18 protein-coding genes and 1 tRNA gene are annotated in these 17,680 nt (G+C 70.1%); 8 read left to right on the forward strand and 11 right to left on the reverse strand.

Annotation, left to right across the window (positions count from 1 at the left end; genetic code table 11):
* Nucleotides 1-167: 167 nt before the first annotated feature.
* Both bagA and bagB read left to right on the forward strand, forming a co-directional pair.
* Entirely contained in the window at nucleotides 168-1,220 is a 1,053-nt protein-coding gene (gene bagA, locus J2S57_RS09110) for an ATPase BagA (RefSeq protein ID WP_370882606.1), read from the forward strand.
* The gene (bagB, locus tag J2S57_RS09115; RefSeq protein ID WP_307240505.1) at nucleotides 1,217-2,374 is read left to right on the forward strand and encodes an ArsA family ATPase; all 1,158 of its coding nucleotides are present in this window, start codon (nucleotides 1,217-1,219) and stop codon (nucleotides 2,372-2,374) included. Before bagA ends, bagB begins: the two co-directional genes overlap by 4 nt.
* Before the next feature lie 74 nt (nucleotides 2,375-2,448).
* Here the strand turns inward: bagB and J2S57_RS09120 are convergent, their stop codons facing one another.
* On the reverse strand, nucleotides 2,449-2,772 hold the full coding sequence (locus J2S57_RS09120; protein WP_307240507.1) for a WhiB family transcriptional regulator: 324 nt from the start codon (nucleotides 2,770-2,772) through the stop codon (nucleotides 2,449-2,451).
* 696 nt (nucleotides 2,773-3,468) lie between these two features.
* On the opposite strand from J2S57_RS09120, the gene J2S57_RS09125 reads away from it, so the two are divergent.
* Nucleotides 3,469-5,898 (forward strand): penicillin-binding protein, encoded by a 2,430-nt coding sequence (locus J2S57_RS09125; protein WP_307240509.1) that lies wholly within the window; start codon nucleotides 3,469-3,471, stop codon nucleotides 5,896-5,898.
* A gap of 80 nt (nucleotides 5,899-5,978) precedes the next feature.
* On the opposite strand, the gene J2S57_RS09130 is transcribed toward J2S57_RS09125, so the two are convergent.
* The gene (locus tag J2S57_RS09130; RefSeq protein ID WP_307240510.1) at nucleotides 5,979-6,455 is read right to left on the reverse strand and encodes a GatB/YqeY domain-containing protein; all 477 of its coding nucleotides are present in this window, start codon (nucleotides 6,453-6,455) and stop codon (nucleotides 5,979-5,981) included.
* A 108-nt stretch (nucleotides 6,456-6,563) separates the two neighbouring features.
* On the opposite strand from J2S57_RS09130, the gene J2S57_RS09135 reads away from it, so the two are divergent.
* A complete protein-coding gene (locus J2S57_RS09135) occupies nucleotides 6,564-7,472 on the forward strand; it encodes a metallophosphoesterase (RefSeq protein ID WP_307240513.1) in 909 nt (302 codons plus the stop codon).
* Between the two features lie 87 nt (nucleotides 7,473-7,559).
* Nucleotides 7,560-7,633, forward strand: a tRNA-Pro gene (locus tag J2S57_RS09140).
* A gap of 139 nt (nucleotides 7,634-7,772) precedes the next feature.
* Here the strand turns inward: J2S57_RS09140 and J2S57_RS09145 are convergent.
* The 3 genes from J2S57_RS09145 to pabB form a co-directional block, all read right to left on the reverse strand.
* A complete protein-coding gene (locus tag J2S57_RS09145) occupies nucleotides 7,773-8,060 on the reverse strand; it encodes a Dabb family protein (RefSeq protein ID WP_307240515.1) in 288 nt (95 codons plus the stop codon).
* A 162-nt stretch (nucleotides 8,061-8,222) separates the two neighbouring features.
* The gene (locus J2S57_RS09150) at nucleotides 8,223-8,405 is read right to left on the reverse strand and encodes a DUF5302 domain-containing protein (protein WP_307240517.1); all 183 of its coding nucleotides are present in this window, start codon (nucleotides 8,403-8,405) and stop codon (nucleotides 8,223-8,225) included.
* Nucleotides 8,406-8,473: 68 nt separating this feature from the next.
* Complete coding sequence (pabB, locus tag J2S57_RS09155; protein ID WP_307240519.1) at nucleotides 8,474-10,546, reverse strand: aminodeoxychorismate synthase component I; 2,073 nt, start codon at nucleotides 10,544-10,546, stop codon at nucleotides 8,474-8,476.
* Between the two features lie 171 nt (nucleotides 10,547-10,717).
* Here pabB and J2S57_RS09160 point away from each other — a divergent pair, with 171 nt between their 5' ends.
* Complete coding sequence (locus tag J2S57_RS09160; protein ID WP_307240521.1) at nucleotides 10,718-11,437, forward strand: aminotransferase class IV; 720 nt, start codon at nucleotides 10,718-10,720, stop codon at nucleotides 11,435-11,437.
* Nucleotides 11,438-11,525: 88 nt separating this feature from the next.
* Here J2S57_RS09160 and J2S57_RS09165 read toward each other — a convergent pair whose 3' ends face one another.
* The 5 genes from J2S57_RS09165 to J2S57_RS09185 all read right to left on the reverse strand — a co-directional run bounded on the left by J2S57_RS09165 (nucleotide 11,526) and on the right by J2S57_RS09185 (nucleotide 15,361).
* The gene (locus J2S57_RS09165) at nucleotides 11,526-11,864 is read right to left on the reverse strand and encodes an Imm51 family immunity protein (protein ID WP_307240523.1); all 339 of its coding nucleotides are present in this window, start codon (nucleotides 11,862-11,864) and stop codon (nucleotides 11,526-11,528) included.
* Nucleotides 11,865-11,907: 43 nt separating this feature from the next.
* Nucleotides 11,908-13,695: a serine/threonine protein kinase gene (locus tag J2S57_RS09170; RefSeq protein ID WP_307240525.1), complete on the reverse strand. Its 1,788-nt coding sequence runs from the start codon at nucleotides 13,693-13,695 to the stop codon at nucleotides 11,908-11,910.
* Nucleotides 13,682-14,437, reverse strand: coding sequence for a hypothetical protein (locus J2S57_RS09175; RefSeq protein ID WP_307240527.1), 756 nt, complete (start codon nucleotides 14,435-14,437; stop codon nucleotides 13,682-13,684). Before J2S57_RS09175 ends, J2S57_RS09170 begins: the two co-directional genes overlap by 14 nt.
* Nucleotides 14,438-14,764: 327 nt before the next feature.
* Nucleotides 14,765-15,010, reverse strand: a complete 246-nt coding sequence (locus J2S57_RS09180) for a hypothetical protein (RefSeq protein ID WP_307240529.1) — start codon at nucleotides 15,008-15,010, stop codon at nucleotides 14,765-14,767.
* Nucleotides 15,011-15,022: 12 nt separating this feature from the next.
* Entirely contained in the window at nucleotides 15,023-15,361 is a 339-nt protein-coding gene (locus tag J2S57_RS09185) for a hypothetical protein (RefSeq protein ID WP_307240531.1), read from the reverse strand.
* Nucleotides 15,362-15,380: 19 nt separating this feature from the next.
* On the opposite strand from J2S57_RS09185, the gene J2S57_RS09190 reads away from it, so the two are divergent.
* Both J2S57_RS09190 and J2S57_RS09195 read left to right on the forward strand, forming a co-directional pair.
* Nucleotides 15,381-16,376, forward strand: coding sequence for a helix-turn-helix domain-containing protein (locus J2S57_RS09190; RefSeq protein ID WP_307240533.1), 996 nt, complete (start codon nucleotides 15,381-15,383; stop codon nucleotides 16,374-16,376).
* The gene (locus J2S57_RS09195; RefSeq protein WP_307240535.1) at nucleotides 16,373-16,576 is read left to right on the forward strand and encodes a DUF397 domain-containing protein; all 204 of its coding nucleotides are present in this window, start codon (nucleotides 16,373-16,375) and stop codon (nucleotides 16,574-16,576) included. The genes J2S57_RS09190 and J2S57_RS09195 overlap by 4 nt, the downstream gene beginning before the upstream one ends.
* Nucleotides 16,577-16,659: 83 nt before the next feature.
* On the opposite strand, the gene J2S57_RS09200 is transcribed toward J2S57_RS09195, so the two are convergent.
* Nucleotides 16,660-17,523: a hypothetical protein gene (locus J2S57_RS09200; protein WP_307240537.1), complete on the reverse strand. Its 864-nt coding sequence runs from the start codon at nucleotides 17,521-17,523 to the stop codon at nucleotides 16,660-16,662.
* Nucleotides 17,524-17,680 lie beyond the last annotated feature (157 nt).

Raw genomic sequence — 17,680 nt, forward strand, 5'->3', positions numbered from 1 at the left:
CTGGCTCTGGTAGGCGATGCAGGATTGTCACCGGGGAGACACGCATCGCAGGGCGGAACCACCCATGTCGCCCTGCGCCCGGGACCAGCGCTGTTTAACCTGGTGGCGTGGCATCGCAGGGTTCCCGCACGAGCTCCTCCCGGCGGCGCCCGGCGCGTTCGCTCCCCGTGCTCGGTTCACCGGACCGGGAGAGCGACTGGCCCGGCGTCCGTCTCCACGTCGTGACCGGCAAGGGCGGCACCGGCAAGACGACGGCTGCGGCCGCGCTCGCCCTGGCGCTGGCCTCCGGCGGGCGACGCACGCTGCTGGCCGAGGTCGAGGGCCGGCAGAGCATCGCCCGGCTGTTCGACGTGCCGCCGCTGCCCTACGAGGAGACCAAGGTCGCCGTGGCGCCGGGCGGGGGCGAGCTCTACGGGCTCGCCGTCGACCCGAAGGCCGCACTCCTGGACTACCTCGAGATGTTCTACCGGCTCGGCCGGGCGGGGCGGATGCTGGAGAAGATCGGCGCCGTCGACTTCGCCACCACGATCGCCCCCGGCGTGCGCGACGTGCTGCTCACCGGCAAGGTCTACGAGGCCGTGCGGCGGCGCGAGACCGTGCGCGACGGCGGGGTGGAGGTCGAGCGTCCGGTCTACGACGCGGTGGTGATGGACGCACCCCCGACCGGCCGGATCACCCGCTTCCTCAACGTCAACGAGGAGGTGGTCGGGCTGGCCAAGGTCGGCCCGATCCGCAACCAGGCCAACTCGATCATGACCCTGATGCGTTCCGGTCTGACGGCCGTGCACCTGGTCAGCGTGCTGGAGGAGATGCCGGTGCAGGAGACGGCCGACGCGGTCGCCGAACTCGAGGCGATCGGCCTGCCGGTGGGCGGGGTCTTCGTCAACATGGTGCGCGAGCCGTTCCTGCCGCCCGACGCGCTGGAGGCAGCCACCCTCGGCACGCTCGACCGCGCCGAGGTGCTGGCCGGGCTGGCTTCGGCCGGGCTGGGGCGGCGCTCCCGGGCCACCGGCAACGACACCTCGCACGCGGCGCTGGCGGCCGCGCTGCTCGAGGAGGCCGCCGGGCACGGCGAGCGCGTCGTGATGGAGCACACCGAGCGCGGTGAGCTGCTCTCCCTCGGGCGCCCCACCTACGAGCTGCCCGCCCTGGCCGGTGGCATCGACCTGGGCGCGCTCTATCAGCTCGCCGGGCGTCTCGGGGAGCAGGGCGCGGCATGACCCTCGACATCGACGCGCTGCTCGACGACCCGGGCACCCGCATCCTGGTGTGCTGCGGCTCCGGCGGTGTGGGCAAGACGACCACGGCGGCGGCGCTCGGCGTGCGGGCCGCCGAACGGGGGCGGCGGGTCGTGGTGCTCACCATCGACCCGGCCCGGCGTCTGGCGCAGTCGCTGGGTCTGGCCGAGCTCGACAACACGCCCCGCCCGGTGGCCGGGGTGGACACCTCGGCGGGCGGCGGGCTGGACGCCATGATGCTCGACATGAAGCGCACCTTCGACGAGGTGATCGAGGGGCACGCGCCGCCCGGCAAGGCCGCTCAGATCCTCGAGAACCCCTTCTACCAGGCGCTTTCGAGCTCGTTCGCGGGCACTCAGGAGTACATGGCGATGGAGAAGCTGGGCCAGTTGCGGGCCCAGGCCGACGCCGGTGAGCACGACTGGGACCTGATCGTCGTGGACACCCCGCCCAGCCGCTCCGCGCTCGACTTCCTGGACGCCCCGCAGCGCCTCGGCTCGTTCCTCGACGGCCGTTTCATCCGGGTGCTCAGCGCCCCGGCGAAGGCCGGCGGACGCGCGTACTTCAAGGTCATGTCGGCGGCGATCGGCACCGCCACCGGCCTGATGACCAAACTGCTGGGCGCCCAGGTGCTGAAGGACGTGCAGACCTTCGTCGCCGCGCTCGACACCATGTTCGGCGGGTTCCGCGAGCGCGCCGACGCCACCTACCGGCTGCTGCAGACGCCGGGCACCGCGTTCCTGGTGGTCGCGGCGCCGGAACGGGACGCGCTGCGCGAGGCCTCGTACTTCGTCGAGCGCCTGGAGGGCGACGGCATGCCGCTGGCCGGGCTGGTGCTGAACCGGGTGCACACCGGCCCGGCGGAGGGCCTTTCGGCGGAGCGGGCGCAGGCGGCGGCCGAGGAGCTGGACGACGCCGGCGAGCACGCGCTGACGGCTGGGCTGCTGCGCATCCACGCCGACCGGATGCGGCTGAGCGAGCGGGAGAAGGCGGTGTCCAGCCGGTTCGTGCAGGCGCACCCGGACGTCGCGGTGGTACGGGTGCCGGCCCGTCCGCAGGACGTGCACGACCTGGCCGGGCTGAGGGCTGTGGGCGCCGACCTGGCCGGCGACAGCGAACGGGCCCTGTCCTCCTGACTGCGGCCGGCAAACGGCCGCCGGGCCGGATCCCTTTGAGGATCCGGCCCGGCGGCCTTTCGATGCTGTTGGTGCTAGCCGACCTTGACGAGGGCTTCCTCGTCGAGAAGGTCGACGATGCGGACCTGCTGTGCGCGAGCGGTCTCGAGGAGACGACGCCACGACTGCACGTTCGGGCGACGGCGGAGAAGCGCACGGCGCTCCCGCTCGGTCATCCCGCCCCACACCCCGAACTCAATCTTGTGATCCAACGCGTCCGAAAGACATTCGGTTCGCACCGGACATGACATACAGACCAACTTGGCCCGGTTCTGTGCCGCCCCCTGAACGAACAGTGCATCAGGGTCGCTCTTGCGGCAAGCACCCTGAGTTGCCCACTGGTTCACCGTCACACCCATTTCCCTCGGCCCTCCCTGGACCCCCGTGGATCCACGCTCACCCCCGAGCCGAACCCCTCTAGCGATGACGGTAGGTGAGCGTCTGCAACGTCAATAAGGGCCGGATGGATGAATCGGTATCGGCCGAAGTGACGATGAGTTACTCTGCGCAACCTATTCGCTACAGATAGTGCCGGATTGAGAGATCATCTTGCCTGTCTGGCGGTGCTTCTGAGTGACCACGTCACCGTTGACGCGGCCGATCCGTCACGACGCACTGACCTGCGAACACTCAACACGCGCAGTTCAACTTGCCCTTCCCGGACATCTCTGCACTGACGATCGTTCGAGCGCATGGTTTCGTTACGCCACCCTTTTGGGCTCTTAAGGAAGTCATATGACGCGGTCTGCTGGCCCAGTGGGCAATCTGTCGCTGTGTCAAGAGCGAGTCACACAGAGCGATGATCGATACATGTTCGCGGTGACCGGTGCAGTGCCCGGTCCGGCCGCTGCGGTGCGACTGCCGGACCGGGCCGGGGCTGGGCCTGACCCCGGCCGGGGCGAAACCTCCTGGCGCGCGGGCCGAACCACCGCCGACCGGGCCTGACCGGGCCCTGACGACCGACGCCGGGCAGACCGTCCGGTCCAGCGATCGGACCGGAAAGGCCGGGTCGCTGTAGCAAAGAGCGCACAGAGAGCCGTATTAACCTTGGCGCCATGTCGCCGGCACCCGCCCCCAGAAATGTCATGGGCCTGCTCGGCGCCTTCGTGGTGACCAGTCTGGTGGCGGGCGTTCTCGCGGCCGGTCTGGCGGTCCCCGCGATCGGCGCGACAGGCATGGCGTCCAACAGCGCCGTCAAGGCGTTCGACGCCCTCCCGAGTGAGCTGGCCAGTACCAAGATGGCCGCGAACACCAGGGTGCTGGCGTCGGACGGGTCGGTGATCGCGACGTTCTACGACGAGAACCGGGTTCCCGTCGACCTGGACGAGATCTCCCCGTTCCTGCAGAACGCCATCGTCGCCATCGAGGACGAGCGCTTCCGGGAGCACGGCGGTTTCGACCCGACGGGCACGCTGCGCGCCCTGGTGGTCAACCAGCTCTCCGGCGGTGTCTCGCAGGGTGCCTCGACGCTGACCCAGCAGCTGGTCAAGAACCTGCTGAAGGAACAGGCCTACCTGGCGGGTGACAAAGAGGCCTACGAGGCGGCCGAGGAGCAGACGAACTCCCGCAAGATCAAGGAGATCCGGCTCGCCGCGGCGCTCGAGAAGAAGATGACGAAGGACGAGATCCTCAACTCGTACCTGAACATCGCCTGGTTCGGCGGCCAGGTCAACGGGGTGGAGGCGGCGGCCCGCTACTACTTCAACACCACGGCGGCCAAGCTCACCCTCCCCCAGGCCGCGATGCTGGCCGGCATGGTGCAGTCCCCCACGCAGTACAACTTCGCGGACAAGGACAAGGTGCAGGCGGCCACCAACCGCCGCAACACCGTGCTGAACAAGATGTTCGCGCAGGGGATGATCGACGAGGAGACGCGCGACAAGGCGATCGCCACCAAGCTGCGAGCCAAGATCACGCCGACCTACCAGGGGTGCGCGAACGCCGGCAAGAGCGCCTATTTCTGCGACTACGTCTACAACCTGATCACCAAGAGCAGCGACTTCAAGGCCCTGGGCAAGACCAAGAAGGCTCGCGCCGCAGCCCTCAAGCAGGGCGGCTACACGATCAAGACCACGCTCGACCCGAAGGTTCTCAACGCCAGCTTCAAAGCGGTGAAGGAGGCCATCCCGCCGAACGACAGCAGCAACGTCGCGACGGCCGCGGTCACCGTGGAACCCGGTACGGGCAAGATCATCTCGATGACGCAGAACAAGTACTACAGCGTGAAGGAGGGGCGGAAGAACACCACGATCAACTACTCCGCCGACTACAACTACGGTGGCTCGTCCGGCTTCCTCACCGGGTCGACCTTCAAGCCGGTCGTGCTCGCCACCTGGCTGAAGGCGGGCAAGTCGCTCAACGCCACGATCGACGGCTCGCCCGGTTCCATCGCCGAGAGCTCCTTCAAGCGGTGCGGCAGCAGCCTGCAGTCCAGCGCCACCTGGAACTTCGTGAACTCCGGCGACGGTGGGGCCCGCGGGTCGATGAGCGTCTGGGACGCGACGGCCAACTCCATCAACGGCGCGTACATCCGCATGGAGCAGCAGCTCGACCTGTGCGACGTGGCCGACATGGCCGAGGCCGTGGGCATGCACCTGGCCGCGCCGCAGGTGCAGTGCGGCAACGAGAAGGCGACCACGAAGATCCCCAACTGCTACCCCTCGGTGGTGCTCGGCATCGCCAACCAGTCGCCGCTGACCATGGCCAACGCCTACGCGACGTTCGCCTCCGGCGGTAAGTACTGCAAGCCGACGGCGGTCACCTCGATCACCGACCGGAACGGCAAGGCGGTCAAGATCCCCGAGGCCGACTGCAAGCAGACGGTCGACGCCAAGGTCGCCAACACCACCACGCTGGGCCTGAGCCGCGCGCTCACCAACGGCACCGCGGCCCGCACCGGCCCGCTCTCGAACGGTCAGCCGGCCTCGGGCAAGACCGGTACCACCAACGACTCGCAGGACACCTGGTTCGTCGGGTACACGCCGCAGCTGTCCACCGCGGTCTGGGTCGGTCCGGAGACGGTGAACGGCAAGCGCAAGGTGATGCGGGGCGTCACCATCAACGGCCAGTACTACTCGAACGTCTACGGTGGCACGATCGCCGCGCCGACCTGGAAGAAGATCATGGAGTCGGCGCTGGCGGGCAAGAAGGTCAAGGAGTTCCCGGAGGCCGACTCCAGCCTGACCCAGACCCCGATGACCGACGTGCCGAACGTGGTGGGCCAGAGCCCGGACGACGCCCGCAGCGCTCTCGAGGACGCCGGCTTCTCGGTCAGCCAGAGCGGTGAGCTGGAGACTTCCGACCAGCCCGCCGGCACGGTGGCCCGGGTCGACCCGTCGGGCCGCGCCAGCACCGGCAGCACGATCACGATCTACATCAGCGCCGGCCCGAACACCGGGGGCGACGACGAGGGCGACGACGACGGGACGGTGCAGGCTCCGGATACCGGGGCCGCCGACCCGAACGGCAACGCCGACAACGGCTAGGTCGCACAGAAGGCCGGGCGCCCCTTCGGGGGTGCCCGGCCTTCTGCGTACCTGACGTGGTTGCGGCCCTCAGTGCGGGTTCAGGCCTCGAGCTGGGCCTTCACCTCGGCGGCCACCCGGCCGCCCTCGGCCTTCCCGGCCGTCCGGCCGCGGACGCCCTTCATCACCAGGCCCATCGCGGCCTTGCCGGTCTTGCCGGCGGCGGTGGCCGCGGCGATCTCCTCGGCCACCAGGGCGGTCAGCTCCTCGTCGGAGAGCTGCTGGGGCAGGTAGCCGGCCAGCACGGCGAGCTCGGCGCTCTCCTTCTCGGCGAGTTCGGGACGACCGGCATCGGCGTAGGCGGTGGCCGCCTCGCGGCGCTTCTTGGCCTCCCGGGTGACGACGGTGACGACCTCGTCGTCGGAGAGCTCACGGGCGACGTTGCCGGCCACCTCCTCGCTCTTGATGGCGGTCATGACCATCCGGATGGTGCTGGAACGGAGGGCGTCACGGGCCTTCATCGCGGTGGTGAGGTCGGAGCGCAGCTGGGCCTTGAGGCCGGTCGGGGAGTCGGACATGAGGCTCATCCTCGCACCTGGCCCCCTGAGGCAATAACGGTTTACGCCGGGCCGGTCTACTTTCCCGTACCCGGCGAAGCCCATAGCGAGACCTGCGAAGATGTCCGAATGCGCACATCCGTGAAGCTTCCTCTCGCCGTGATGGCCGCCGGTGCCGCCGGTCTGGGCTGGTCCCTCGCCGAGGCCCGGGCCTACACCCTGCGCCGGTTCACCGTGCCGGTCCTGCCCGCGGGAAGCTCGCCGCTGCGTGTTCTCTGCCTGTCCGACCTGCACCTGGTGCCCAGCCAGACCAAGAAGCTGGAGTGGGTACGGGGCCTGGCGGCGCTCGAGCCCGACCTGGTCGTCAGCACCGGCGACAACCTGGCCCACCTCGAGGCCGTGCCGGCCGTGTTGAAGGCCCACGAGCACCTGCTGAAGCTGCCCGGGGTGTTCGTGCTCGGGTCGAACGACTACTACGCCCCCAAGCCCAAGAACCCGGCGCGCTACCTGCTGCCCTACGGCGGCAAGAAGCGCATCCACGGCACCCGGCTGCCCACCCAGGACCTGGTCGAGGGCTTCAGCGAGGGCGGCTGGCTCAACCTCAACAACCGCCGCGAGCACCTGAAGGTCAACGACCTGACGCTGGAGTTCGTCGGGGTCGACGACCCGCACATCAAGAAAGACCGCTACTCCGAGGTGGCGGGCCAGGCCGATCCCTCGGCCTCGCTCACGATCGGGGTGGCCCACGCGCCCTATCTGCGGGTGCTCGACGCAATGACGGCCGACGGGGCGGGCCTGATCCTGGCCGGCCACACCCACGGCGGTCAGCTCTGCGTCCCCGGCTACGGCGCCCTCACCACGAACTGTGACCTCGATCGCAAGCGCGCCAAGGGCGTCTCCCGTTATCCGGGTGACGGCACCGACCCGACGGACGCGTGGATGCACGTCAGTGCTGGTCTGGGCACGTCTCCGTATACGCCGGTGCGTTTCGCGTGCCGCCCGGAGGCCACGTTGCTGACCCTGGTGCCGGCGGTCTGAGGGCGGTTGCCGTCTCGCCCCTCGGATGGGACGGCATACCCATTTCAGACTTCGGCATCTCGTCGGGTAAGGTTACAACCGCTCCACCGGGGTGTGGCGCAGCTTGGTAGCGCGCTTCGTTCGGGACGAAGAGGCCGCAGGTTCAAATCCTGTCACCCCGACCCACAAGACCGCAGGTCAGTCCGCAAGGACTGGCCTGCGGTTCTGCTTTTGGCAGGATGCCGACTGCGGCTTTCGGCGAGACACCGCGAGGGGCGCCGGAGCGGGCGGACGAACAGGCTCACCCCGGCGCCCGGGCGCTCAGACCTCGATCTGGATCCGCGCGATCTCCTCCGACAGAGGCCCGAAGAACTCGCGGCGCAGCCGGTTGTGCTCCTCGTCCTCGTCGTAGGCCCGGTACGCGGCCACGTCGGCGAAGTCGGCGGTGATCGTGTAATCCCAGTTGCCGTCGCGCAGCCCGGCGTCGCGGCCGACCTTCACGCCGCTCATCCCGGGAATGCCGAGGGCGACGATGCCGGCCAGGCCCTCGTCGAGCCGGGCGGTGTCAGCATCCGGCCGGAGCCGGCCCATCACGACGTTGCGGATCATGCGAGAACTCTCCTCGGGGCGACGAACGAACCGGGCCTCAGGCTAGCCGGGCGGAACCGGGCACCGGACGAAGCACCGCACGAGCACCGGACGAGCCCGGGAAAGGCCAGGACATGACGAAAGGCGCCACCCGGAACCGGATGACGCCTCTCGCTGAAAGAGCTACGAACCGGCCTTGCGCCGGAACATCTGCTGCGCGCCGGAGGTCTCGGCGCCGTGGGCGCCTTCCACCTTGCCGTGCCCGGAGTTCTCGCCCTTGTGATCCGTGCCGCTGGAGTTCTTGCGCTCCAGGGCCTCACGGAACTTGCGCTTCGTATCGTCACTGACCTGGTTGCCGGACGCCATGAGCGCTCTCCTCTCGGTGGGCAGCCATTTCCGCAGTCAGCCTGTCAGGCCTGATCACCGGGCGCCACTCAATTTGCGCCGTCCGGGTGTCTGGATGCGTCATCGTTGCTGGTCGGAGGCGATTCGTCGGTGCTCGTCGCGCCGATCGCGCGGAGCACCGCGTCGGCCTTCAACCGGACCTCGCGCCACTCCTGCTCCGGATCGGACAGCACGGTGATCGCACCGCCTGCCCCCACGCTCACCCGGTCGCCGTCGTGCACCAGGGTACGGATGACGATGCTCAGGTCGGCCGTGCCGTTCACGCCGAGATACCCGACCGCGCCCGAGTAGACGCCCCGTGCCCGCCCCTCCAGCTGCTGCAGGATGTGCATCGTGCGCACCTTCGGGGCGCCCGTCATCGAGCCGCCCGGAAACGCCGCCCGCACGCAGTCGACCGCGGTGCGGCCCGGCGCCAGATCACCCTCGATCGTCGAGACCAGCTGGTGCACCGTGCTGAACGACTCCACCCGCATCAGGTGCGGCACCACGACCGAACCCGGCGCACACACCCGCCCGAGGTCGTTGCGCAGCAGGTCGACGATCATTAGGTTCTCGGCGCGCTCCTTCACGTCGTTCTCGAGTTCCTTGGCCAGGGAGAGGTCTTCGCCGGGTTCGGAGCCCCGCGGACGGGTGCCCTTGATCGGTTTGGCGCTCACCCGGCCGGTGCGGTCGATGCGCAGGAACCGCTCGGGCGAGGACGAGGACACGCTGATCCCGCCCAGCTCGAGGAAGGCCGCGTAGGGCGCCGGGTTGAGCCGCCGCAGCCGCCGGTAGGTAGTGAAAGGGGCTTCGGAGCTGCGGCTCTCGAAGCTCGTGGTGAGGCACACCTCATAGGTGTCGCCCTGCTCGAGATACCCCTGGACGCGGGCGATGTCGTCGAGGTACCGGGACCGGCCGTGAACGGGCCCCGCAACGACGGTCAGGCCGGCCGGCGCAGGCACGTCGGCGAGCGCAGGCAGTGTCTCGATGAGCTCGGCCGTGTCACGCAGCCAGTCTTCGCCCGGCGCCGCGGCTTCCGGATCGAGCGCGACCAGGTACACACACGTCTGCTCGTGGTCGATCACGACGAGGCGGTCGGCGAACAGCAGGGCGGCATCGGGGTGGGGCGAGCGGTGCGGGCCGGCCGTGGCCGGATCGGCGTCGCACTCGTAGCCGAAGTAGCCCACGTAGCCGCCGGTGAAGTCGAACGGGATGTCCGGCGGCTCGGGCAGGTCGAACGAGGCCAGGCGCTCGTTCAGCCGATCGAAGAGGCTGGGGCCCGAACCGGCCCGGTAGGAGAGACTCTCGCTCAGCGGCCCACCCGGTGCACAGGCCAGGTACGAGAAGCGCCCGGTGTGCTCGCCGTCGAGCCAGACCGCACCCGCGCCCCGGTTCAGGGCCGCGAACAGGGCCTCGGCGTCGACCGGCCCCTCGACCGTGCGCAGGGTGAGGCGCAGGCGGGTGCGGCTCGAGACGGGCTGCAGGGGCACGGCGACGGGCTCGGGAACCACGCGGGTGACGCCGGTCAGTTCGCGGAAGTTCTCGATGATGCGGGTGCCGTGCCGGGTGAGGATCGACTCCGGGTGGAACTGGACGCCGAAAAGCGGTGCGTCGGAAGCGGCGAGCGCCATGACCGTGCCGTCTTCGGCCCGGGCGGTGGCGGTCAGGCCGGCCGGCAGCGGCTCGGGCACCGCCAGCGAGTGGTAGCGGACGACCTCGAAGTCTTGCGGAATGCCGGCCAGCAGCGCCCCGTGGTGCCGCACCCGGCTGAGCTGCCCGTGCATGATGCGGACGGCCGGGGCCGTGTGCGCCCCGTAGGCGACGGCGATGCCCTGGTGTCCCAGGCAGATGCCGAGCAGGGGCGTGCCGGAGGACCGGGCCCAGCCGATCGCGGCCGCCGACAGCCCGAAGTCGGACCCGTGCTCGGGCCGCCCCGGACCGGGTGAGATCACGATGTTGTCGAAGGTCCCGCCGAGGCGCTCGAGCAGGGTGGTCCAGTCGGACTCGTCGTTGCGCACCACCGTCGGCTCGGTGCCGTTCACCACGGCCAGCTGCTGGAACAGGTTGTAGGTGTAGGAGTCGTAGTTGTCCACGAGCAGCGTCCGGACCCGGCGGTGCGTCATCGCGGAGACTCCTCAGGCAGGTCGGGGCGGATATCTTACGGGCCAGTCACTTCACCGGGTCCGGGGAGCCGCATGATGAAGCCGTTCGGAGTGGTTCCCCCCGGGCCGATGCTCTGGGCGGGACCGGGCGGGTTCGTGCCCAGCGCCCGCCCGCCAGCCGGAGGGCCCCGGGTGGCCGACTCCTGGCTGGTCGACGAGGGCCGCTGCCGCGGGGTGGGTGAGCATCGGGCCCGGTTCGTGCGCAGCGTGCGGCGGGTGAGCGCCCCGACGGCGGACGATGCGGTTCGGTGGGAGACAGCGGACCGGTTCGTGGACGACGTGCTGCACGCGCTGCCCCGCACCGGACGCTGGTTTCCCCGGATCAGCTGGGACGAGGGCGAGTTCACGCTGTGGGTGCGCCCGGCCCCGGAGCTCCGGCACGAGGTGGCCGTCTGGGTGACCGACGGCCCGGACCCGCGCGAGGATCCGTGGATCAAGGGACCGGACCTGCCCCGGATGCAGGCCCTCCGCGACCGCGCCGCGGCCACGGGCGCCGGTGAGGCGCTGCTGCGGGACGACGACGGCTGCGTGCGCGAGGGAGCCCTGAGCGCTCTGCTCTGGTGGCGCGGCGACGTGCTCTGCTGCCCACCCGAGGGACCGGACCTGCTGCCCAGCGTCACCCGCCGGCTGCTGCTGGACAACGCGGCACGGCAGGGCGTGCGGGTGTGCTTCGAGCGGGTGCCGGTGACGGAACTCGACGGGCTGGAGGTCTGGTCGGTCAGCGCCCTGCACGGCATCCGCGCGGTGACCGCCTGGACCGGGGACGAGGCCCTCACCCCGAGACCCGGCCCGGCCCGGCGTGCCCCACGATGGCAGGCCGCGCTCGAAGACCTGGCCGTGCCCCTGCCCTGAACGCCGAACCGTCCCGCCCGGTGCGCAACCACCCACCTCCCCGACGACCGACGCGTGCGCCGTCGGGCTCTTCGCCCGAGAAACCCGCTCAGTCGTCGAAGTCGACGCCCGCCCGCTCACCCGCGGCGATCAGCGCCGGCAGCTCGTCGACCGCGTTGACCACCCAGGCCATCGCCTCGCCGAGCACGGTGAGAGCCTCGCGGTCGGTGCCGTAGGCGCAGAACATCCCGCCCTCGGGATCGAACTTCACCCGCCCCTCGACCTCGGGCACCCGCGTGCGAATGACCCACTTGGCCACGGCATCCCAGAAGTACCCGTGCGGCTCGTGGCCCGCCGCGGTGACCACCTCGTCGGCCGGCAGGCCACCCGCGTTCATGATCAGCGAGAACTTGCCCGGCGTGGTCTCGAACAGTTTGAGAGGATCCATGCCGAAATCGTGACAGACACCACCGACAGAATCGCCCCGGGGCTCAGCAACCCACCCGTGACCTGCTGCCCCGCTCCACGAAAAGGCTTGCCCCCACGTAACTGTCATCGGGAATCCGATGCGGGTCGCGAGCTCTCAACTCGTCCAGCGGCACCACGATCAGCTCCAGGCGGTAGCGCTCCCCCACCCGGTCTTCCGGCAGGCCCACCGGCGGCCGCAGACGCCACCGGCGCAGCGATTCCGGACGCTGCCAGCCCCGGATCGGCGTCACGTGCCGCACCTGGTCCCCCACGCTGAGGTTCTCCACCGAGAACACCAGCGTGTGCCCCGGAGGCAGCCGGGCGGTACCGCTCACCGGCGGGCAGCGGCCGATCGAGGCCCCGTTGCCCGGGGTCTCGAAAGCGGCGACGTCGGTGGTCACGTTGCCTTCCGGCCAGGGGCCGGAAGGTGGGGGCGGAGCGTGGCCGCCCGGGCCCGGCACCGGCGGTCCGGGTTGCCCGCCCCGGGTCGCGGGTGCGCTGCCGGCGGGCTCGGGCGGCCCGGCGCGGTCGATGGCGGACGACGTGGTCGCCGCCCGGGTCGTGGCTCCATCCGCGCGGTCCCCGGTTCCGGATCGGTCCGGCGTCAGCCACAGGGGCAGCAGGATCAGCGCGATCGCCACCAGAGGGATCACGGCCGCCGCCGCGACCAGCGGGAGCGGGACCGGCCGGCGCACCGGGCCGAGCGCCCGCAGCTCCCGCGCCCAGACCCGGGCATCGGTGGGACGGGACGCCGGGTCGTGGGCCAGCAGGCGGGTCAGGTGGGACGCGAAGGCGGCCGGGTCGGGCACCCCGGCGGCCCGGGCCACCTCCTGCGCCCGGCGCCGCGCGTGCTCCGGGGCCAGTGGGTCGCGGGCGTGCGGCGGGTTCTCCCCGACCAGGCAGAACCAGGCCAGCGCCCCCAGCGAGTACAGGTCGGAGGCCGGGTCCCGGGCGGCCATCGGATCGGCCAGCACCTCCGGCGCGGTGTAGGCCGGGGTGTGCCGCCCGGACAGGTCCCGCCCGTCGTCCACCCGCCGCATCGTGCCCACGTCGACCAGAACCACACCCCGCTCCGGGGCCAGGATGCAGTTCGCCGGCTTCACGTCGCGGTGCAGGCTGGGATTGCCCGCCGAGACCGTGCGCGAGTGCAGCGCGTCCAGGGCCGAGGCCGCCTGCTCGACGAGGTCCAGCCGCCCGTCCAGGGTGGAGGCCGCGGCCGGGAGCCCACCGAACTCGTCCGCCAGCGTGGGCCCCGGCACCCACTCCATCACCACGTAGGGCGTCACCGGCCCGGAACCGGCCTGGCCCGGCAGGTGCGGCGGCGGGCCGACGAAGACGTCGAGAACGCTCACCAGATGGTCGATCCGCATGATCAGCAGCAGGGCGCGCAGGTCTTCCCAGCGACGCCGGTCGGCCGGGGTGGGCCAGTCGTCACCCGCGGTCGCCGGGCGCCGCAGCCGCTTCACCGCGACCGGCAGCGGCGAGGTGAGGTCACCGCGGTAACGGGCCCGCCAGATGTCTCCCTCGCCGCCGGACAGCCCGGGTCCGAGCAGCTCGTAGCGGTCCGGCTCGTCCGGCGGCCCGCTGAACCAGCCGTTGGGCCGGGCCGCACCGGCCATCCGGGCGCGCTCGTCGGTGGCCGGCAGACCCGACACGTCGATCGGACCGGTCGTCCCCGCGTCCCCCGTGCCCCCGCCGACCGGACCCGACGAACCGACGGGCTCCGGCGCGTCCTCGATCGTGACCGCATCGCCGGACCCGGCCCCCTCGGGCGACCTTTCCGGGAAGCCCGGCGTTTCAGGCCCGGGCATCGAGCGCCCGCACGTCGGCGACCGTGATCGTGCCGCTGTCGATCGCCCACCGGGCCAGGGCCGGGCGGAAGTCCGCGTAGACCTTCTCCAGGTTGAACGCGACCAGCGCGGCCACCCCCTGCGCGGCGAGCTGCTCGCGGAGCCGGCGCAGCACCGACCGCGCGTAACCCGGGCTCCGGCCGACCCGTTCGCCCACCTGCCGGTAGGTGGCGGGTGCGGCGTGCGTGCCGGTGCGGGTCAGCAGCGGCTCACAGAGCGCCGCCAGCAGCCGGCGTTGCGGAACGGTCAGGTCGGCCGCCGTGCCGTCGACCGTCTCGAGCGGATCGGCCACCGGCCGCGGCATCTCGGGAGTGAGGTCGCGGACGTCGACGTGCACGGTGTACTCCCGCCCGAACCGCCCGGTGACCACCACGAGGAACTCGGTGAAGGGCATGGACGTGGTGGCGGCTCCCGGTTCCAGCGGACGTTGCGCGCCGACGAGCGGGCGGAGCACGAGTTGCTTGCTGCGGGACCGGTTTCGCACCAGGACACAGTCGGGCAGAACCCGGAGGCTGGCGGCCAGCCGGGAGACGTGCTCGTCGGCGGGACCGTGCGCGATCCGGAGCGTCACGTCGGCACCCCGGCCGACGGTGATCTCCTCGCCGACCGCGAGGACGCGGCGGTCGGTGGCGTGGGTGACGATCGCGTAGGGCGACGGGGCGAGCGCGGGGACACGTTGCCGGGGCACCCAGGACTCGGTCACGGCCACCTCCGCAAGAGCTCGCCGGGCAGACCGGCACAGGCTTGACGCACGCCTGTCAGTTTTCCGTACGGCCAGACTGCTTGTCAGAACAACTATCGGGTTGCCCACCAGGAGTTCGCCGAACGGGACCTTCAGCCACCGCCGGACAGGGTGAAACCCCTGAACCGGAACTCTTTTCGGTTCAGGCAGACGTCAGGGGCTGATCAGCCCCCGCTGGCCCGATCAGCCCCCGACATCCGTGACACTACTCGCGCATTCCCGGAAAAGCTCGCCGACGCGTGCGTTTCGCGTGACCGTGCGTACCGCCGGCCGCTCCCGGGCCCCGGATCACCCGGCCGGCACGACCATTTCGTCGCAGAGCCGGGCGAGCCGGCTCAGCGGGGCGCGGATCTCGCGAGGACGCGGCTGGTCGCGCCCCTGCCGACGGGCCGCCGAGCACGGGTACACCGCGCCGCAGCACGCACAGAATCCACCGACCGGCAGGTGATCGACCTGCGCGCCGTCGGGCGCCCCGGCCTCGGGCCGAGGCCTCACCGTTTCCGGCTCCGACCGGCCGGAACCGGTTGAGGTCATGACGATCACGGCTCAGATCACCGCCGTCAGCTCGCGGACCGAGGAGTCACTCACCCGGTACTCGGCGACCCGGCCCAGCGCGACGTAGGTCGAGCCGTACTGGGCCGACCAGACCAGCTCGTCGACGGCCAGGCGGGTGCCCCGCGGATGAATGATCCACTCCCGCAGCAGGTCACGCTCCATCACGGCCAGGGCCCGGGTTCCGAACCAGGCCGTGACGGTGCCCGGCTCGACGTGCAGCTGCAGCGAGCCGATGGACCAGTCCCGGGCATTCCGCAGATCGACGTCGACCCGGCCGACCCACTCCCCGGTTCCCGGTCTTTCACCTTTCAGAGCTGCTTGCTCTCGCATGGGTGTAAACCCCCGTTGTATGGCATTGACCGATGCCGCGAAACGCCGTTCGCACATCGGCTTCCCCCCGCCGTCCATTAGCTTCGGCTGTTTCCCGATCCAGATCAACGTAACGTTTTGTGACGGGCCGAGCGTGACGGGATTCAATGCCGGCAATTGTTACTCGCCCGTCGTTCCGGAAAATGCCAAACTCGTGGTCATGAGCAGCGGGTCGGGCATGGGGCGGCGTTCCTTGGGACGCCAGCTCCGGAGACTACGGGAAAAGGCCGGCAAGAAGCCGGAAGACGTGCGGTCGGTCGGGTCGCGCCAGAAGATCTGGCGAATGGAGGCCGGTAAAGGCCCCTACAAGTACGCCGACATCCGCACCCTCTGCTTCATGTACGGCGCCGACGAGACAACCACCGAACGGCTCACCGATCTCGCGGCCAAAGCCGACGAGGAAAACATCTGGGAAGATTTCACCGATGTGCTGATCCCGGGTTTCGGGCTGTACCTGGATCTCGAGCAGTCGGCCTCGGCGATCCGCACCTATGACGCCGAGCTCATTCACGGGCTGCTCCAAACACCGCTCTACCACGAGCATCTCACCATCGGCGAAGGCATGCCCGAGCACGCCCGGCGGCGTGACGCCGACCTGCGCGTCACCCGGATGGGAACCGCCTTCGACGCCGGTGACCCTCCGGCGATCAGCGCGATCATCGGCGAATCGGCGCTGCACCGCATCATCGGTTCGGCCGACATCATGCGCGAACAATTGCGCTATCTTCGTGAACTGACTCGGGAAAAACCCAACATCGAGGTCCGGGTACTGCCCTGGTCCGCCGGTGCACATCCGGGATTGCGCGGCGGGGCATTCACCCTGCTGGAATTCTCCGAACCGGACACCGACGTGGTTTATCTGGAGTCACAGGCAGACGCCCGGTACCTGGAAAAAGAAACCAAGCTACGCACGTACCGGGACGTCTGGGCAACACTCATGCAGAAGTCCGTCCGACTCGAGGAGTACACGACATGAGTACACAGACCCCTTGGATCAAGGCTCAGGCCAGCGGCGGCGGCGGCCAGTGCGTGGAAATGCGGCGAAACGGACAGAGCGTCGACGTCCGCGACACCAAGGCCCACGGAAACGGCCCCATTCTCCGATTCAGCCCGGGCGAGTTCTCGGCCTGGATCGACGCCGCCAAGGGCGGCGAACTCGACGCCCTGAGTTCCTGACCCGACCATGACCGAGAGCCCGGAGGATGCTGCATCCTCCGGGCCCTTGGCTCGCACTCCTGTGGTTCTCCGTACGGGTTGGGTCAGTTCGCCGGCACCGGGAGCGGCGTCGGGTCGGTGGGCAGCGGCGGCACCGGGATCGAGCCGCGGATCTGGTTCTGGGCCTGGCACTTGCTGGTGCAGTTCGTGGCGCCCTGGGAGAGCTCGATGGCGTCCTCGCCGAGCACGCCGCCCATCCGGCCGCCCGACGCCACCGACCAGCGCGTCACCGCACCGTCCTGGTAGAGCTTGGTGGCCACCTGCGGGCTGTCCTTGCCGAGCAGCATCTCGTGATAGCCGGTGCTGCTCTGGGCCGATGTCACCGGGTCGAGCCCGTCACCGAAGTTGATCTTGCCGGTGAACTCGTTGGTGAAGTAGAAGAGCTTCGGGCCGAGCGTGTGCACGATCTCCACGTTCGTGGCGAACTCCGGCTCCTGCTGGAAGATCCCGCCCTGCGCGAAGTCCTTGGCCTGGAACTTCATCTTGCCGCCCCCGGCCCGCAGGATGATCGTGGCGTCGTCGTCCTTGAGGTCCATCCGTTCGATGCGCGGCGTGCCGATCTGGGCCGCCGTCAGCACCGGCACCTTCGAGGCGAACACCACCGTGGGCTCGGTGACCATCCGCTCCGGGTCGGCCGCACCGGTCAGCGTGTAGTTGTAGACGCCGAGCGTGGCCGGGTCGATGTCGAAGGTGACGTGCTTGCCGCGCACCTTGATCACACCGGAGACGGCCAGGTCCTTGAGCTTCGTCTCCTTGTTCACGGCCGGGTTGTACGTGGTGCCGTTGACCGTGACCGCGAAGTCGCCCTTGGGGCTGTCCTTGGCCTGCGCGGCACCGGCAGGCACCAGCGCGAGGGCGGTGACACCGGCAGCCAGCGCGGCGGCGGTCAGGGCTTTGCGGACGCTCATGAGAACTCCTCCGGGGATAGGGGCGGCTCCCGTGTCGCCGCCACCTCAGTTCTCCCGCGTCCGCCGTACTAGCCGACATTCGTCGATAGTCCTAGTACCTGCCGGCTACCCGGGATCGGGCCCTCCGAAACCCATAACACTGCACTTTTACTGCACC

The organism is Kineosporia succinea (genome assembly GCF_030811555.1).
GTDB lineage: Bacteria > Actinomycetota > Actinomycetes > Actinomycetales > Kineosporiaceae > Kineosporia > Kineosporia succinea.

Excerpts from the sequence above, each read along its gene's own strand:
- J2S57_RS09135 (WP_307240513.1), top strand. The coding sequence starts at position 6,564 with ATGCGCACATCCGTGAAGCTTCCTCTCGCCGTGATGGCCGCCGGTGCC.
- J2S57_RS09195 (WP_307240535.1), top strand. The coding sequence starts at position 16,373 with ATGAGTACACAGACCCCTTGGATCAAGGCTCAGGCCAGCGGCGGCGGC.
- J2S57_RS09150 (WP_307240517.1), bottom strand. The coding sequence starts at position 8,405 with ATGGCGTCCGGCAACCAGGTCAGTGACGATACGAAGCGCAAGTTCCGT.
- J2S57_RS09190 (WP_307240533.1), top strand. The coding sequence starts at position 15,381 with ATGGCATTGACCGATGCCGCGAAACGCCGTTCGCACATCGGCTTCCCC.
- J2S57_RS09165 (WP_307240523.1), bottom strand. The coding sequence starts at position 11,864 with ATGGATCCTCTCAAACTGTTCGAGACCACGCCGGGCAAGTTCTCGCTG.
- pabB (WP_307240519.1), bottom strand. The coding sequence starts at position 10,546 with ATGACGCACCGCCGGGTCCGGACGCTGCTCGTGGACAACTACGACTCC.
- J2S57_RS09185 (WP_307240531.1), bottom strand. The coding sequence starts at position 15,361 with ATGCGAGAGCAAGCAGCTCTGAAAGGTGAAAGACCGGGAACCGGGGAG.
- J2S57_RS09200 (WP_307240537.1), bottom strand. The coding sequence starts at position 17,523 with ATGAGCGTCCGCAAAGCCCTGACCGCCGCCGCGCTGGCTGCCGGTGTC.
- bagB (WP_307240505.1), top strand. The coding sequence starts at position 1,217 with ATGACCCTCGACATCGACGCGCTGCTCGACGACCCGGGCACCCGCATC.
- J2S57_RS09130 (WP_307240510.1), bottom strand. The coding sequence starts at position 6,455 with ATGTCCGACTCCCCGACCGGCCTCAAGGCCCAGCTGCGCTCCGACCTC.
- J2S57_RS09180 (WP_307240529.1), bottom strand. The coding sequence starts at position 15,010 with ATGACCTCAACCGGTTCCGGCCGGTCGGAGCCGGAAACGGTGAGGCCT.
- J2S57_RS09125 (WP_307240509.1), top strand. The coding sequence starts at position 3,469 with ATGTCGCCGGCACCCGCCCCCAGAAATGTCATGGGCCTGCTCGGCGCC.
- J2S57_RS09170 (WP_307240525.1), bottom strand. The coding sequence starts at position 13,695 with ATGCCCGGGCCTGAAACGCCGGGCTTCCCGGAAAGGTCGCCCGAGGGG.
- J2S57_RS09120 (WP_307240507.1), bottom strand. The coding sequence starts at position 2,772 with ATGGGTGTGACGGTGAACCAGTGGGCAACTCAGGGTGCTTGCCGCAAG.
- J2S57_RS09145 (WP_307240515.1), bottom strand. The coding sequence starts at position 8,060 with ATGATCCGCAACGTCGTGATGGGCCGGCTCCGGCCGGATGCTGACACC.